Origin of the sequence: Halobacterium yunchengense, from assembly GCF_037031165.1 — an archaeon.
Lineage (GTDB): Archaea > Halobacteriota > Halobacteria > Halobacteriales > Halobacteriaceae > Halobacterium > Halobacterium yunchengense.
In genome coordinates this window covers 786,124-801,619 of record NZ_JAYEZL010000001.1, presented here as the reverse complement: position 1 = coordinate 801,619, position 15,496 = coordinate 786,124, and the positions used below count along the sequence as shown (strand labels likewise).

Below are 15,496 nucleotides of genomic sequence, written 5' to 3'. Positions count from 1 at the left end.
GAGGGGCGGCGCGGACATTCAGACCAACTCAGTGTGGAAAAATGTTTGACGTTTCCTCCGAGGAGATAACCGACGGCTCGCTCTCCCGGGCGCTCGCGATTCTCGCCGCCCCCATCGTCGCCCAGCAGGTCGTGGTCGCGCTCGGGTCGGTCGTCGACATCTTCTGGCTCGGCCGCCTGAACGAGGCGGCCGTCGCCGCCGTCGGCCTCGTCGTCCCCGTCTACGCGCTCATCTCCATTCCCGTCATCTCGGCGCACCGCGGCGGCCAGATTCTCACCTCGCAGAGCGTCGGTGCCGACCGGAGCGGCCGAGCCACGTGTCTCCCAGTCAACGCCGCCGTCCTCGGCGTCGCGCTCGCGGTCGCGCTCGCCGCCGCCACGGTCGCCGCCGCGCCCACCATCGTCGACCTGCTCGGCGCGGACGGCGACACCTACCGGTACGCGGTCGTCTACCTCTCGACGTACGTCTTCGCGTTCGTCCCGATGGCCGTCAGCGACGCCCTCGAGGGCGGGTTCGTCGGCTGGGGGGACTCCGGCACCGCGTTCGCGCTGAACGCCGTGAACATCGTCGTGAACGCCGTCCTCGACCCGCTCCTCATCTTCGGCTGGTGGGCGTTCCCCGAGTGGGGCGTCTTCGGCGCCGCCGTCGCGAGCATCGCCGGCGTCACCGTCAGCGCCCTCCTCGCCGTCGCCGTCGCCGCCAGCGGCCGCCGCCAGTTCTCGCTCTCGCGGGACGCCCTCGACGTCCGGCCGTCACTGCTCCGCGAGATCCTCGAAGTCGGCGGCCCGGTCGGCCTCCAGAACGCCGGCCGGCAGGCCGCGCGCCTCGGCATGGTCGCCGTCATCTCCATCGCCGGCTCGACCGCCGCGCTCGCCGCGTACAACGTCGGCGCCCAGCTCGCGACCATCGCGTACGTCCCCGCCGCCGGCCTCGCGGGCGCGTCCACGACCGTCGTCGGCCAGAACCTCGGCGCCGGCCGCCCCGACCGCGCGCGCCGCGCCACCTGGCTGTCCGTCGCCGTCGCCGTCGCCGCGCTGTCCGCGCTCGGCGCCGCCCAGTGGGCGTTCCCCTCGCTCGTCGCGGAGACGTTCGCGCCGACGCTGTCCGGCGACGCCCTCCGGCTGACCGTCGCGTACCTCCAGATCCTCGCCGTCGGCTACTGGGCGCTCGGCGCCATCTACACGCTCGAATCCGGGTTCAACGGCGCCAGCCGCACGCGCGTCAGCATGTTCGCCACGCTCGCCCAGTACTGGGGCGTCCGGCTCCCCATCGCCGCCCTCGGCGTGTTCGCGTTCAACTACACGGTGCTCGCCGCGTTCTGGGCCGTGACCATCTCGAACGTCGCCGCCGCCGTCGGCCTCGCCGTCTTCTTCTACTACTCCGCGGACCGCGGCCTCCTCGAGCGCGCCGCGGACGCCGCCGGCGCCGACGCCGCGGACTGAGCGCTCGCTGCCGCGGTCGCCGCTCGCTTTCCGTGGTTCTCACTCGCTCCCCGCGGTCGCTCGTTCCGAACCACGCTGCTCGCGGGTCGTGTCTCCCCGCTCGGGGAAACGTGAGTCTCGCTCCCTGCGTTCGCTCCGACTCACGCACGTTCCGAGTCGCGCGGCTCGCGGCTCCCTTCGGTCGCCGCTCGCTGTCCGTGGTTCTCACTCGCTCCCCGCGGTCGCTCGTTCCGAACCACGCTCCTAAGGAAACGCCTATCCGCCGGGCACCCCTCCCCGGCGAGTGATGGAGGTCGCCGAGGTCGTCCCGGAGTTCGCGGACGCGTTCCCCTTCGAGGAGTTCAACGAGATGCAACGCGAGGCGGTGCCGGCGCTCGTGGAGTCGGACGCCAACGTCGTCGCGTCCGCGCCCACCGGCAGCGGGAAGACCGCGCTCGCGGAGCTCGCCATCTGCGAGACGCTCGCGGACGGCGGCACCGCGCTGTTCGTCGCGCCGCTGCGCGCGCTCACCAACGAGAAGGAGTCCGAGTGGGAGCGCTTCGAGGAACTCGGCTACTCGGTGTACGTCGTCACGGGCGAACGCGACCTGAACCCGCGGCGCGCCGAGCGCGCGGACGTGCTCGTGATGACCCCCGAGAAGGCCGACTCGGCGACCCGCAAGCACGACTCGCCGCGGTACTCGTTCGTCACGGACGTCGACTGCGTCGTCATCGACGAAGTCCACCTGCTCGACTCCGAGAAGCGCGGCAGCGTCCTCGAGGTGGTGGTGTCGCGGCTGCGGCGGCTCTGCGACCCCCGAGTGGTCGCGCTCTCGGCGACGATGCCGAACATCGACGACGTCGCCGCGTGGCTGGACGCCGAACCCGAGACCACCTTCGAGTTCGGCGACGAGTACCGGCCCGTCGACCTGCACGCCGGCGTGCGGACGTACAAGCACGGCGACAACCCGTTCGCGGACAAGTACCGGCGGCTGTTCACCGCGCTCGACCTCGCCGAACCACACCTCCGCGAGGACGGACAGGCGCTCGTGTTCGTCTCCAGCCGCCAGGACACCGTCCAGGCCGCGAAGAAGACCAGAGACGAGATCGCGGAGCGGGACGTGCCCGTGGGGTCCCGCGGCGACTACGACTTCCACACCGCCACCGAGGACCTCGACAACGCGACGCTCCGGAAGAGCGTGCTCGACGGCGTGGCGTTCCACCACGCCGGGCTCTCCACGCACGACAAGAACCTCGTCGAACAGTGGTTCCGGGAGGGCAAGGTCCGGGTGCTGTTCTCGACGTCGACGCTCGCGTGGGGCGTGAACCTCCCGGCGCGCTGTGTCGTCATCCGCGACACCAAACTCCACGACCCCCTCGAGGGCGACGTGGACATGAGTCCGCTGGACGTCCTCCAGATGCTCGGGCGCGCCGGCCGCCCCGGCTACGACGACGTCGGCTACGGCTGGGTGGTCTGCGACGGCGACGACGCCGACCGGTACCGCGAACTCCTCCGCGAGGGCAAGGAGATCGAGTCCAGACTCGCCGGCAACCTCGCCGAGCACCTGAACGCCGAGATCGCGATGGGGACCATCCGCGGCCTCGGCGACGTGATGGACTGGCTGGAGACGACGTTCTACTACCGGCGCGCGCAGTCCGAGCCCGAGGCCTACGACTTCCCGAACCTCCGCGAGCGCGTGCGCGACACCCTCGACGACCTCGTCGCGGAGGGGTTCGTGGAGACCGACGACGACCTCGGGCTGTCCGCCACGCGGCTGGGCGTGCTCGCGTCGACGTACTACCTCCGGCTGGACACCGCCCGCGAGTTCCGGGACGTCGCCGCCGAGGACGCCGACGAGGCGAGCGTCCTCCGCGCGGTCGCGTCCGCCGGCGAGTTCGACTCCGTGAGCGCGCGCCAGTCCGAGCGGGACGCCGTCGACGACGTGCTGGGTCGCACCGCCGGCGGGACCGGCGACCTCGACAGCGGCCCGCGGAAGGTGCTGGCCATCCTGCACGGGAGCATGGACGGCTCGCTCCCCGGGGAGCTCCGGTCGGACGCGTGGGTCATCAAGCAGAACGCGCTCCGCCTGCTCGCGGCGCTGGGCGCGTTCTTCGAGCGGTACGACGACCCCGCCGGCGCGAACCTCGCGACGCGACTGGAGGCCCGCATCGACACGGGCGTCCCCGCGGACGCCGTCGGCCTCACCGCCCTCGACGGCGTCGCCGCGGGCCGCGCGCACAAGCTCGCCGACGAGGGCATCGAGACCCCGGCCGACGTCCGCGAGGCGGGCGTCGACGGCCTCGAGGCCGCCGGGCTCGGTCCCGGGGTCGCGGAGAGCGTCCACGAGCAGGCCCGCGGGATGCCAGCGGTCACCGTCGACTGGGGGGAGTTCCCCGAGCGCGTCGCGGCCGGCGACAACGAGATGCGCGAGGTCGTCGTGCGCAACGACGGCGGCGGCGCGCACGCCGGCGTCCAGGTCACCGTCAACGGCGTGGAGATGTCGGACGCCGACGGCTACCTCGACGACTCGCTCACGGTACCGGTGGGCGTCTTCGGCGCGAACGCCGACGAACTCGAGTTCGAAGTCACCGTCTCCTTCTCCGATCTCCCGCTGCTCCCCGTCACCGACGCGCGGACCGTGCGCGTGGAGTAGTCGAGCCGACGGCGCCGTCCGCGTGGCGCCGCCGGAGCGGGCCGCGCCGACCGGCACACGGAGGTTCAAGTACGGGAACGGGACCAACCGGTCCCATGCAGGACGCGATCCGCGTGCTCGCCGGCGAGTGCGCCGTCCGGTACGAGGCCGACGGCCGAACCGAACGCGACCTCCGCGGCGACGTGGTGGTCGTCGTCAAACCCGACGACACCGTGCTCGTCCACGACGCCGACGGCTACCAGCCGGCGGCGTGGCTCACGCGACCCGGCGTCGTCCGGTACACGCGCGACGCGAGAGGGTTCCGCATCGACGCCGCGGACGGCGACGAACGCCTCGTCGTCGAGAGCGCGACCGAGCACGGCGACGCCCACTACCCGGCGTCGCCCGCCGGCCCGCCGGTCGGCGCCTGCGACTGCGAGGGGACGCTCGTCCGCGACGGCGGCCGCGTCGTCTGCGTCGACTGCCGCGAGAGCTTCGCCATCCCCCGGGACGCCGCCGTCCTCGACGACGCCTGCCCGGACTGCGGCCTCCCGCGGATCCGCGTCGAGCGCGGCGGCGAAGTCACCGCCTGCCTCGACCGCGACTGCGAACCCATCGCGGACGCCGTCCGCGAGCGCTTCGACGGCGCGTGGACGTGTCGCTGCGGCGCCCCGCTCGCCATCGAGGCCGACCGCGGCCTCCACGCCGCCTGCGCGGACTGCGGCGACCGCTTCCGCCTGCCCAGGGGCAGCGTCGCCGACGCCTGCGACTGCGGGCTGCCGGCGTTCGAGACCCGGCAGGGACGCCGCTGTCTCGACGACGACTGCGGGCAGACCGGGTAGCCCGGGCGCGGCGGACCCCCGCCGGCCGGCGACGGGACCGCAGTCACTTTCAACGTCGGGCGCGCCACTCCCCGGTATGGACGGCGAACTTCGCGGCGACGAGGTGCACGTCGGCGGGGACGCCCGCCAGCGGTTCCACGACGCCCGCGGCTACGGCCACCCCCTCGACGGGAACGCGGTCGCGCTGTCGCTCGTGGAGGCCGCCCACCTGCTGTTCCGCGGCGACCTCGACGCCGTCGACGGCGCCGGGTTCCGCGAGTTCCTGGCGTCCCGGGAGGCGGGGTTCACCGCGCGCTTCCTGGTGTACGCGGACCTGCGGGACCGCGGGTTCTACCTCGCGCCCGACCGCCGGCCGTGGTGGCGCGACCCCGGCGACGGCGACTTCGTCGTGTTCCCGCGCGGCAACGACGCCAGCGACGGCGTCGTCGAACACCGCGTCCGGGTCGTCGACGAGCGCACGACCGTCGACAGCGACCGCGTCGGCGACGTCGTGCTGGCGGTCGTCGACGAGGAGAGCGAACTCACCTACCTCGACGTCGAACCGTTCGAGCCCGGCGGCGACACGGACTTCGAGGCGCCCGGCGCCGTCGACGCGGTGGTACTCGACGACCGCGTGCTCGTCTGGGACCCGCCCGCCGCCCTCCACGAGCGCGGGTTCTACGGGCAGCCCCTCGGCGGGCGCGCCGCCGAACACGACGCGCTCCAGCTGTCACTCGTCGAGGCGGCGTACCTCGCAGCGGCGGGCGTCCTCGACGTAGGGGACGCCGGCGTCGAGGCCGTCGTCGCGCGCGGCCGAGCGGGCGAGGGCGACCGCTTCGACCGCCGGCTGCGGGTCTACCGCGCGCTCCGCGACCGCGGCACGGTCCCCAAGACCGGGTTCAAGTTCGGCGCGGACTTCCGCGTGTACCGCGAGGTCGAGTCCGTCGACGACCTCGGGCACTCCGAGCTGCTCGTGCGCGCGCTCCCGGCCGGCCACGAGTTCGCGCCCCGGGACCTCTCGCTGGACGTCCGGCTCGCCCACGGTGTCCGGAAGCGAATGGTTTTTGCGCTGGACGACCCCAGTGCGGACACGATTCGCTGGCTGTCCGTCAGCCGGCTCACGCCGTGAGGCGGCCACCGGACGACCGCCGACACTACCCACCAACCACCTATGACTGACACGAACGACGGAGCCGAGGACGGCGACGGCGACGCGGACGCCCCGGGCGCGGACAGCGTCGCGCTCGACCCCTGGGGGTCGTCGACGGTCTCGGACTACCGGAAGCTCTTCGACGAGTTCGGCATCGAGTCCTTCGAGGACGTCATCGACGACGTGCCGAACCCCCACTTCCTGATGCGGCGCGCGATCATCTTCGGGCACCGCGACTACCGCCGCGTGGCGGCGGCGATGCGGAACGGCGAGCCGTTCGCCGCGCTCTCGGGGTTCATGCCGACGGGCGACCCCCACATCGGCCACAAGATGGTCTTCGACGAGCTGGTCTGGCACCAGCAGCAGGGCGCCGACACGTACGCGCTCATCGCGGACCTCGAGGCGCACGCGGCCCGCGGCCTGACGTGGGACGAGATCGACGACCACGCCGAGGACTACCTCCTCAGCCTGCTCGCGCTCGGGTTCGACGCCGACGAGGGGACGCTGTACCGGCAGTCCGCGAACCGCGAGCTCCAGGACCTCGCGTTCGAACTCGGCGTCGAGGCGAACTTCTCGGAGCTCGAGGCCATCTACGGGTTCGACGGCGAGACGGACGTCTCGCACATGCAGAGCGTCGTCACCCAGATGGCGGACATCCTCTACCCCCAACTCGACGAACCGAAGCCCACCGTCATCCCGGTCGGCCCCGACCAGGACCCCCACATGCGGCTCGCGCGGGACGTCGCCGAACGCACGCGCTTCTTCAAGGTAACCGAGGCGTACGCCAGCGTCGCGTTCGACGACGACGAGCGCCCGCTGGTCGCCGCCGCCTACGACGCCCGCGGCGAGTACGCCGACGACCCCGACCGGCCGCGCTGCACGGAGGCCGCCGACTACCTCCGCGAAGCGGACGACGTCACCGCGCCGTACGGCGGCGACGTGGTCGAGTCCGTCGTGGAGAAACTCGAGAACGCCGGCATGGAGCCGCTGCGCCCCCGGATCCGGTTCTTCGACCGGCAGGCGACCGACGAGGCCTTCGAGGCCCTCATCGACGAGGTCCGCGGCGAGAAGCGCGTCTTCGAGGGCCACGTCGACGCCTTCGAGATCGACCGCGAGGCCGCCGAGGACCTCGCGCTCGCCGTCGAGGTCGACCACGGCGGCTACGGCTTCGTGCCGCCCTCGTCGATCTACCACCGCTTCATGACCGGGCTGACGGGCGGGAAGATGTCGTCGTCGGTGCCGGCCAGCCACATCAGCCTCCTCGACGACCCCGCCGAGGGCTACGACAAGGTGAAAGCCGCCACGACGGGCGGCCGCGAGACCGCCGAACTCCAGCGCGAGCTCGGCGGCGAGCCCGACAAGTGCCCGGTCTACGAGCTGTACGCGTACCTCCTCGCGGGCGACGACGACGAGTTCGCCCAGCGCGTCTACGACGAGTGCGCGGGCGGCGACCGCCTCTGCGGGGACTGCAAGGAGCAGGCCGCCGACCTCATGGCGGAGTTCCTCGAGGACCACCAGGAGAAACGCGAGCAAGCGCGCGAGGTCCTCGACGGCCTCGACGTCGAACTGGACTCCCGGCGGTCCCGCGTGTAGGGAGCCGGCGCCGCCGCGCTGACGGAACGCTTTTTGCCGACGGTGCCAATCTGGCGCACATGGCGTCCGAACCCCACGCCGGATGCAGCGCGCGCAGACCAGCCGCGGCTCCGGGGTTCGGCTTCTTCTTCGCCTGAGCGGGCTCGGCGGACGCCGCCGCCCGGCGGGAGCCGGGAGGCGGCCGAAACCGCCCGTTCGGGCGCGGAGCACAACGGATAACTGACTGCCACACACCCCACGAACCAATGCAACTGCCACCACAGCAGGTCGCGGTGCTCGAAGCGGCGAGCGCCGACGAACCGAGACGCATCGCCGACCTCGCGGCCGACGCCGGCGAGCCGCCGGAGACGGTGACGGGCGCGGCGTTCGAACTCGCGGACGCCGGGCTCGTCGACGTCACCGAGGAGACCGTCGAGGAGGTCGAACTGACCGACGAGGGCCGCGAGTACGCCGACGCCGGACTACCCGAGGTCCGCCTCTACGAGGCCGCCCTCGCGGCGGGCGCCGGCGAGTCGCCGGTGTCGATGGGCGAGGCCATCGGCGCCTCGGGCCTCGAGGGCCCGCAGGTCGACATCGCGCTGTCGAACTACGCCCGGAAGGGCTACGGGAGCATCGACAGCGGCGACCTCGGCGCCGACCCCGACGCCGACCCCGGCGAGGACGCGGAAGCCGCCGCGCTGGAGACGCTCGCTGCCGGCGGGACCGTCGACGACGACGACGCCCTCGCCCAGCTGGAGCGGCGGGACCTCGTCGCCGTGCGCGAGCGCACCGTCCGGTCGGTCGTGCTCACGGACGCCGGCGTCACCGAACTCATGGCGGGCGTCGAGGCCAGCGAGAAGGTCGGCCAGCTCACGCCCGACATGCTCGCGTCCGGCGAGTGGCGCGACGCCGAGTTCGCCGACTACAACGTCGAGGCCGACGCCGGCGACTACCAGGGCGGGAAGGTCCACGTACTCCGGCAGGCCGCCGAGCGCGTGAAGGAGGTGCTCGTCGGCATGGGCTTCCAGGAGATGGCGGGCCCGCACGTCGACGCGGACTTCTACATCAACGACTGCCTGTTCATGCCACAGGACCACCCCGCTCGGAACCACTGGGACCGGTTCGCGCTCGCCGAGCCCGACCGGATCGACGACCTCCCGGGGGACCTCGTCGAGCGCGTCGAGCGCGCGCACCGCGAGGGCGTCGGCCCGGACGGCGACGGCTACCACTCGCCGTGGGACGAGGACTTCGCGCGCGCGCTCGCGCTTCGCGGCCACACGACGAGTCTCACCGCGCGCTACCTCTCGGGGGTCGCCGGCGAGGACGTCGAGCCACCCCAGCGGTACTTCAGCGTCGAGAAGGCCTACCGGAACGACACCCTCGACGCCACCCACCTCCTGGAGTTCTTCCAGATCGAGGGCTGGGTGATGGCCGACGACCTCTCCGTGCGCGACCTCATGGGCACGTTCCGGGAGTTCTACAGCCAGTTCGGCATCACTGACCTCGAGTTCAAGCCCACGTACAACCCCTACACGGAGCCGAGCTTCGAGCTGTTCGGCCGCCACCCCGAGACCGGGGAACTCATCGAGATCGGGAACTCCGGCATCTTCCGGCCGGAGATGCTCGAACCCCTGGGCGTCGACGCCGACGTGATGGCCTGGGGGCTCGCCCTGGAGCGCCTCCTGATGCTCGTCACCGGCTTCGAGGACATCCGCGACGTCCACGGGACGCTGTGTGACCTCGCGTTCCTGCGGGACGCGGAGGTGGTGTACTGATGCCCGTCGTCGACGTCGACCCCGACGAGCTCCGCCGGCTCACCGGCCACACGGAGAAGAGCGACGACGAGCTCAGAGACGACCTCTTCGGCCTCGGCATCGAGTACGAGGGCGTCACCGAGGACGGCGCGTTCAAACTCGAGTTCGAGGCCGACCGCCTCGACCGGCTCTCCGTGGAGGGAATCGCGCGCTCGCTCCGGTACCACTACGGCGACGACCGCGGCGTCTACGTCCCCGAGACCAACGGCGCGGACTGGACCATCCGCGTCGAGGACGTCCCCGGCGAGCGGCCGTACGTCACGGGCGCCGTGATCCGCGGCGTCGACCTCGACGAGGACGCCCTCGACTCGCTCATCCAGCTCCAGGAGAAACTGCACGCGACGATGGGCCGCAAGCGCGCGAAGGGCGCCATCGGCATCCACGACCTCGCGATGCTGAAAGGTCGGTCGGCGCGGCCCGCCGACGAACACGCGAGCGGCGGGGCCGAGAGCGAACCGGCGACCGGGGGCGACGGCGCGCCCGGCAACTCCATCACGTACACGGGCATCGAGCCGGACGGCGACACGTTCGTGCCCCTCGACGACGACGCCGAACGCACGCCCGCCGAGGTCCTCACCGAACACCCGACCGGCGAGACGTACGCCGAACTGCTCGAGGACTACGAGACCTACCCCGCCATCTACGACGACATCGGGCTGTTCTCGTTCCCGCCGGTCATCAACGGCCGCCGCACCGAGGTCTCGACGGACTCCCGGGAGCTGTTCGTCGAACTCACCGGCACCGACCAGTGGACCATCGACCGCATGTGCGCGATCATCTGCTACGCGCTGGACGCGCGCGGCGCCACCGTCGAGGACGTCGACGTCGAGTACGTCGACGACGGCACGGAACTCGTCCGGCCGGACTTCGAGGTCCGCGAGAAGACGGTCGCTCACGACCGCGTCGAGGGGCTGCTCGGCGTCGACCTCGACGCCGACGACGTCGTCGACCTCGCGGAGCGAGCGGGCCTCGACGCCACACCGAAGTCCGTCGGGGACGACGAGCTCGCGTACGACGTCGAGATCCCGCCGTACCGCGTCGACGTCCTCCACCCGGTGGACGTCGTCGACGACGTCGGGCGCGCGTACGGCTTCAACGAGCTCGTGCCGCGGTACCCCGACGTCTCGACCGTCGGCGGCCGCACCGAGACCTCGCGGCTGGAGGCCGCCGCGCGCCGCACGCTCGTCGGCCTCGGGTTCGAGGACCTCCTGAACTTCAACATGACCAGCGAGGCCCAGAACTTCGACCGCATGCGGCTGCCGCGGCCCGGCGAGGACGCCGCCCGGGACGCACCGGCCCTCGACGCCGGCGACGCGGTCGGCTACCGGCCCGCGGCGACCATCGGCGAGCCGTACAGCGAGGACTTCACCGTCCTCCGCACGTGGGCGCTCCCCTCGCTGGTGTCGGTGCTGGCGAACAACACCCACCGCTCGTACCCACAGGACCTCGCCGAGATCGGGTTCGCCGCGCACGTCGACGACGCGACCGAGACCGGCGTCGCCGAACGCCGCACCGTCGCCGCGGTGGTCGCGCGCCACGACGCCTCCTACGAGGACGCGAAGGCGCGCCTGCAGGCGCTCTGCGACGAGTTCGACGCCGACCTCGAGACCCCGGCGACCGACCACCCGTCGTTCATCGACGGCCGCACGGCCAGCGTCGTCGTCGACGGCGCGGCCGTCGGCGTCGTCGGCGAACTCCACCCCGAAGTCATCGTCGACCACGACGTCGAAGTCCCGGTCGCCGCCTTCGAGTTCGACCTCGACGCGCTCCGGTAACAGCAGTCGCCGCCTCGCCCGTCTCGTTCTCCGCGCCCGTCTCGCCCACACCGCTCACCTCGCCCGCGCCGACCGACGCCGCCTACAGGTCCGCGCCGACCGCGTCCGACACGGAGTCGAACCCGTCGCGAGCCAGCAGGTCGAGCAGGCCCTCGTTGATGTCCTTCGCGATGCCCGGCCCGCGGTAGACGAGGCCCGTGTACAGCTGGACGACGGACGCGCCCGCGCGGATCTTCTCGTAGGCGTCCTCGGCGGTGAACACGCCACCCACGCCGACGACCGGGAGGTCGGTGCGCTCGGCGACGAACCGCACCTGGTCGGTGGCGCGCTCCCGGATCGGGCGGCCGGACAGCCCGCCGGTCTCCGCGGCGTTCGGGCTCGCCAGCGACGCCGGCCGGTCCGTGGTCGTGTTCGTCGCCACCACTCCGTCCAGCCCGAGCTCGGTCGCGAGGTCGACGGCGTCGGCGACCGCTTCGCGGTGGAGGTCCGGCGAGAGCTTCACCAGCAGCGGCGCCGCGCCGGCGTCCTGCAGTTCGTCGAGGATGGCCGCCAGCGACTCTCGGCCCTGGAGCTCGCGGAGGCCCGGCGTGTTCGGGCTGGAGACGTTCACCACGAAGTAGTCCGCCGCGTCCGCGACCTGCTCGTACGTGTACCGGTAGTCGGCGGGCGCCTCGTCGAGGGGCGTGACCTTCGACTTCCCGACGTTCACGCCGACCGGCACGTCCGGCAGCGACTGCTCGTGGAGGCGCTCGCCGACGGCGTCCGCCCCGTCGTTGTTGAACCCCATGCGGTTGACGAGCGCGTCGTCCTCCCGGAGGCGGAACAGCCGCGGTTTCGGGTTGCCCGGCTGGCGGTGCGCGGTCACCGCGCCGACCTCGACGTGGCCGAACCCGAGGCCGGCCAGCGCCCGCGGCAACTCCGCGTTCTTGTCGAACCCGGCGGCGACGCCGACCGGGTTCGGGAACGACTGGCCGAACGCCTCGACTGCCAGCCGGTCGTCGGCCACGCAATAGTGTCCCGCGTACGCGCGTTCGACGCCCACCCGCTGTGCGAGCGCCAGCAGCCCGGTGACGAGGTCGTGGGCCGTCTCCGCCGGCAGGCGGAACAGCAGCGGCTTCAGGGCCCCGTACATCGCCTAGAAGTCGTGTTCGACGTCGTCCTGGTCGGCCTTCTGGATGATGATCTTGTCCTCGCGAACCCTCACGAACACCTCGTCGCCGATGTCGAGGCCGGCGACGGAGAGTTCGTCCTCGTGGAGGTTCACGTGGGCGTTGTGGTACTCGCCGTCCTCGCCTTTCGCGCCACTCGGGCTGAGCGTCTTCTTGCGAACCATCGCGGGTGTCTACGTCGTCTTTCGGCACACGCCGTACTTAAGTTCTTCCGACCGGTCACCGGTCTCGCGCGGGAACGGCCGCCCGGGCGGCGACCTCCGGGACCGCCCCGCGACCGCGGCCCCGCAGGCCGACGCTTTCCCCCGAACACCGCGATTTGTTTATAAACCTACCGGCAAAATCGGCGATATATTTATCACCCACCCTTGTGTTGCCATAGCATGGAGCAAAACCATGGTACGTGAGGACGGCAAGCGAAACTTCGCACTTCGCGAATCCGGCGACGACGAATCGAGCGTCTTCAGTGGCAACACCCCCCGACAGGCGGCCCTCAAGGCCGCACGTCGCCTCGACGACGTCGGCGACAGCGAGGCGGAGGCCGAGCGCCACGACGTCCGGCTGCGCGAGAAGGGGACGGACAAGGTCCACATCTACGAGGCGTGGGCGTGGGAGGAGGACGCGCCGGACGACAAGCCAGACTGGATGCCCGACGAGATCACGAAAGCGAACGTCTCGAAGGAAGGCATCGAGCACATCGAGGAGTGAGCCCGCTGGCTCGACGACCACCCCCAGTTTCTTCGCGCAGCCGACGCGTAAGCGCTTAGTCGCCGACTCGACTACCGTCTGCCGCGTGGGCACCACTCGGCCCGACCGCACGCACTCGCGCGGGACGACCGGTCGACCTCCTCCCACGCCGCACCGTCGACCCGGTAGCCGGTCGGCCGTCCCGGCGGCGGTTTCTGGTATGCAGTGTCGTGTCGAAGCGCCCGCGGTTCGATGGGGTTTTACGTACCCCGGCACTCGGATAGGATGCGAACGACGTGAGGTGGCTCGGTGTCCCCGACGCCACTGATTGACGCCTCGACGCCCCGGCGTCGAACCCGTCGCCGTCGGCGACTTCGGTTCGATGCCCTTAAGTGAAGTCGGGCACTCGGATGGAACGCGAACGAATGAGGTCGCCCGGGTCTCCCGGGTGACTGATGCGCGCCTCCGACGTCCGGCTCGGCGTCGACCGCCACTCTCACGAGCGCGGTTCGATGCCCTTAAGTAATAACGGGCTGTACGAGATGACGCGAACGACAACGCAGCTTCCCGGGCATCTCCGGGTCGCTGTCGCGTGATCTCCGCTCCCGTTCCGGGATCGAACTCGTCGCCTCCGGGCGCGGTTCGATGCCCTTAAGTAATAACGGGGCGTCGAGGTGAATGCGAACGTCGTCTCGGACCGAACGCAGTCCGATGGGTTTATGGCCCGTCGCGGACTACGTTCAGGTCCGAAGGAAATGAGGATTCCACCCCTGCGGTCCGCCGTACAGATGGGATCTGATGTTAGCCTTGATGGTTTGGTGACATCCAACTGGCCACGGCGACTCGTCGTGGTCTTGGAACCTTGTGTTCCGCCAAACCAGGACTGATAGTCCTGGCCGCTGGGATTTATCCCAGCAAATTCCGGTTGATCCTGCCGGAGGCCATTGCTATCGGAGTCCGATTTAGCCATGCTAGTTGCGCGGGTTAGACCCGCAGCGGAAAGCTCAGTAACACGTGGCCAAGCTACCCTGTGGATGGGAACAATCTCGGGAAACTGAGGCTAATTCCCAATAACGCTCCACCCCTGGAATGGGTGGAGCCGGAAACGCTCCGGCGCCACAGGATGCGGCTGCGGCCGATTAGGTAGACGGTGGGGTAACGGCCCACCGTGCCCATAATCGGTACGGGTTGTGAGAGCAAGAGCCCGGAGACGGAATCTGAGACAAGATTCCGGGCCCTACGGGGCGCAGCAGGCGCGAAACCTTTACACTGTACGAAAGTGCGATAAGGGGACTCCGAGTGTGAAGGCATAGAGCCTTCACTTTTGTACACCGTAAGGTGGTGTACGAATAAGGGCTGGGCAAGACCGGTGCCAGCCGCCGCGGTAATACCGGCAGCCCGAGTGATGGCCGATATTATTGGGCCTAAAGCGTCCGTAGCTGGCCGGACAAGTCCGTTGGGAAATCTGCTCGCTTAACGAGCAGGCGTCCAGCGGAAACTGTTCGGCTTGGGACCGGAAGACCTGAGGGGTACGTCCGGGGTAGGAGTGAAATCCCGTAATCCTGGACGGACCACCGGTGGCGAAAGCGCCTCAGGAAGACGGATCCGACAGTGAGGGACGAAAGCTAGGGTCTCGAACCGGATTAGATACCCGGGTAGTCCTAGCTGTAAACGATGCCCGCTAGGTGTGGCGCAGGCTACGAGCCTGCGCTGTGCCGTAGGGAAGCCGAGAAGCGGGCCGCCTGGGAAGTACGTCTGCAAGGATGAAACTTAAAGGAATTGGCGGGGGAGCACTACAACCGGAGGAGCCTGCGGTTTAATTGGACTCAACGCCGGACATCTCACCAGCTCCGACAGTAGTAATGACGGTCAGGTTGATGACCTTACCCGACGCTACTGAGAGGAGGTGCATGGCCGCCGTCAGCTCGTACCGTGAGGCGTCCTGTTAAGTCAGGCAACGAGCGAGACCCGCACTCCTAATTGCCAGCAGTACCCTCTGGGTAGCTGGGTACATTAGGGGGACTGCCGCTGCCAAAGCGGAGGAAGGAACGGGCAACGGTAGGTCAGTATGCCCCGAATGAGCTGGGCAACACGCGGGCTACAATGGCCGAGACAATGGGATGCAACTCCGAGAGGAGGCGCTAATCTCCTAAACTCGGTCGTAGTTCGGATTGAGGGCTGAAACTCGCCCTCATGAAGCTGGATTCGGTAGTAATCGCGTGTCAGAAGCGCGCGGTGAATACGTCCCTGCTCCTTGCACACACCGCCCGTCAAAGCACCCGAGTGGGGTTCGGATGAGGCCGGCAGACGCCGGTCGAATCTGGGCTCCGCAAGGGGGCTTAAGTCGTAACAAGGTAGCCGTAGGGGAATCTGCGGCTGGATCACCTCCTAACGTACGGGACCGGGGCGTAGCCTCGGCCCACAGCGACCTCGACGCCGCCGTGACCAGTTGGAC

General features: G+C 70.2%; 10 protein-coding genes and 1 rRNA gene. 9 read left to right on the top strand and 2 right to left on the bottom strand.

Annotated features, from left to right (window positions below; translation table 11 throughout):
* Positions 1 to 41: 41 nt before the first annotated feature.
* From U5911_RS04065 to pheT, 7 genes are all read left to right on the top strand, one after another.
* Entirely contained in the window at positions 42 to 1,442 is a 1,401-nt protein-coding gene (locus U5911_RS04065; protein WP_336035488.1) for an MATE family efflux transporter, read from the top strand.
* 286 nt (positions 1,443 to 1,728) lie between these two features.
* On the top strand, positions 1,729 to 4,074 hold the full coding sequence (locus tag U5911_RS04060) for a DEAD/DEAH box helicase (protein ID WP_336035486.1): 2,346 nt from the start codon (positions 1,729 to 1,731) through the stop codon (positions 4,072 to 4,074).
* Between the two features lie 95 nt (positions 4,075 to 4,169).
* The gene (locus U5911_RS04055) at positions 4,170 to 4,895 is read left to right on the top strand and encodes a PDDEXK family nuclease (RefSeq protein WP_336035484.1); all 726 of its coding nucleotides are present in this window, start codon (positions 4,170 to 4,172) and stop codon (positions 4,893 to 4,895) included.
* A 76-nt stretch (positions 4,896 to 4,971) separates the two neighbouring features.
* The gene (gene endA / locus U5911_RS04050; protein ID WP_336035482.1) at positions 4,972 to 6,003 is read left to right on the top strand and encodes a tRNA-intron lyase; all 1,032 of its coding nucleotides are present in this window, start codon (positions 4,972 to 4,974) and stop codon (positions 6,001 to 6,003) included.
* A gap of 42 nt (positions 6,004 to 6,045) precedes the next feature.
* On the top strand, positions 6,046 to 7,617 hold the full coding sequence (locus tag U5911_RS04045) for a tryptophan--tRNA ligase (protein ID WP_336035480.1): 1,572 nt from the start codon (positions 6,046 to 6,048) through the stop codon (positions 7,615 to 7,617).
* A 245-nt stretch (positions 7,618 to 7,862) separates the two neighbouring features.
* Positions 7,863 to 9,371, top strand: coding sequence for a phenylalanine--tRNA ligase subunit alpha (gene pheS / locus U5911_RS04040; protein WP_336035478.1), 1,509 nt, complete (start codon positions 7,863 to 7,865; stop codon positions 9,369 to 9,371).
* Positions 9,371 to 11,185, top strand: coding sequence for a phenylalanine--tRNA ligase subunit beta (gene pheT, locus U5911_RS04035; RefSeq protein WP_336035476.1), 1,815 nt, complete (start codon positions 9,371 to 9,373; stop codon positions 11,183 to 11,185). Before pheS ends, pheT begins: the two co-directional genes overlap by 1 nt.
* An 82-nt stretch (positions 11,186 to 11,267) precedes the next feature.
* Here pheT and U5911_RS04030 read toward each other — a convergent pair whose 3' ends face one another.
* Both U5911_RS04030 and U5911_RS04025 read right to left on the bottom strand, forming a co-directional pair.
* On the bottom strand, positions 11,268 to 12,317 hold the full coding sequence (locus tag U5911_RS04030) for a quinone-dependent dihydroorotate dehydrogenase (RefSeq protein ID WP_336035474.1): 1,050 nt from the start codon (positions 12,315 to 12,317) through the stop codon (positions 11,268 to 11,270).
* 3 nt (positions 12,318 to 12,320) lie between these two features.
* A complete protein-coding gene (locus U5911_RS04025; RefSeq protein WP_159526269.1) occupies positions 12,321 to 12,518 on the bottom strand; it encodes an AbrB/MazE/SpoVT family DNA-binding domain-containing protein in 198 nt (65 codons plus the stop codon).
* A gap of 232 nt (positions 12,519 to 12,750) precedes the next feature.
* On the opposite strand from U5911_RS04025, the gene U5911_RS04020 reads away from it, so the two are divergent.
* Positions 12,751 to 13,062, top strand: a complete 312-nt coding sequence (locus U5911_RS04020; protein WP_336035472.1) for a non-histone chromosomal MC1 family protein — start codon at positions 12,751 to 12,753, stop codon at positions 13,060 to 13,062.
* A gap of 897 nt (positions 13,063 to 13,959) precedes the next feature.
* Positions 13,960 to 15,431: ribosomal RNA gene (locus U5911_RS04015) — 16S ribosomal RNA — on the top strand.
* The last annotated feature ends 65 nt before the right edge of the window (positions 15,432 to 15,496 follow it).

Excerpts from the sequence above, each read along its gene's own strand:
- U5911_RS04060 (WP_336035486.1), top strand. The coding sequence starts at position 1,729 with ATGGAGGTCGCCGAGGTCGTCCCGGAGTTCGCGGACGCGTTCCCCTTC.
- U5911_RS04020 (WP_336035472.1), top strand. The coding sequence starts at position 12,751 with ATGGTACGTGAGGACGGCAAGCGAAACTTCGCACTTCGCGAATCCGGC.
- U5911_RS04065 (WP_336035488.1), top strand. The coding sequence starts at position 42 with ATGTTTGACGTTTCCTCCGAGGAGATAACCGACGGCTCGCTCTCCCGG.
- U5911_RS04025 (WP_159526269.1), bottom strand. The coding sequence starts at position 12,518 with ATGGTTCGCAAGAAGACGCTCAGCCCGAGTGGCGCGAAAGGCGAGGAC.
- U5911_RS04045 (WP_336035480.1), top strand. The coding sequence starts at position 6,046 with ATGACTGACACGAACGACGGAGCCGAGGACGGCGACGGCGACGCGGAC.
- pheS (WP_336035478.1), top strand. The coding sequence starts at position 7,863 with ATGCAACTGCCACCACAGCAGGTCGCGGTGCTCGAAGCGGCGAGCGCC.
- U5911_RS04055 (WP_336035484.1), top strand. The coding sequence starts at position 4,170 with ATGCAGGACGCGATCCGCGTGCTCGCCGGCGAGTGCGCCGTCCGGTAC.
- U5911_RS04030 (WP_336035474.1), bottom strand. The coding sequence starts at position 12,317 with ATGTACGGGGCCCTGAAGCCGCTGCTGTTCCGCCTGCCGGCGGAGACG.
- endA (WP_336035482.1), top strand. The coding sequence starts at position 4,972 with ATGGACGGCGAACTTCGCGGCGACGAGGTGCACGTCGGCGGGGACGCC.
- pheT (WP_336035476.1), top strand. The coding sequence starts at position 9,371 with ATGCCCGTCGTCGACGTCGACCCCGACGAGCTCCGCCGGCTCACCGGC.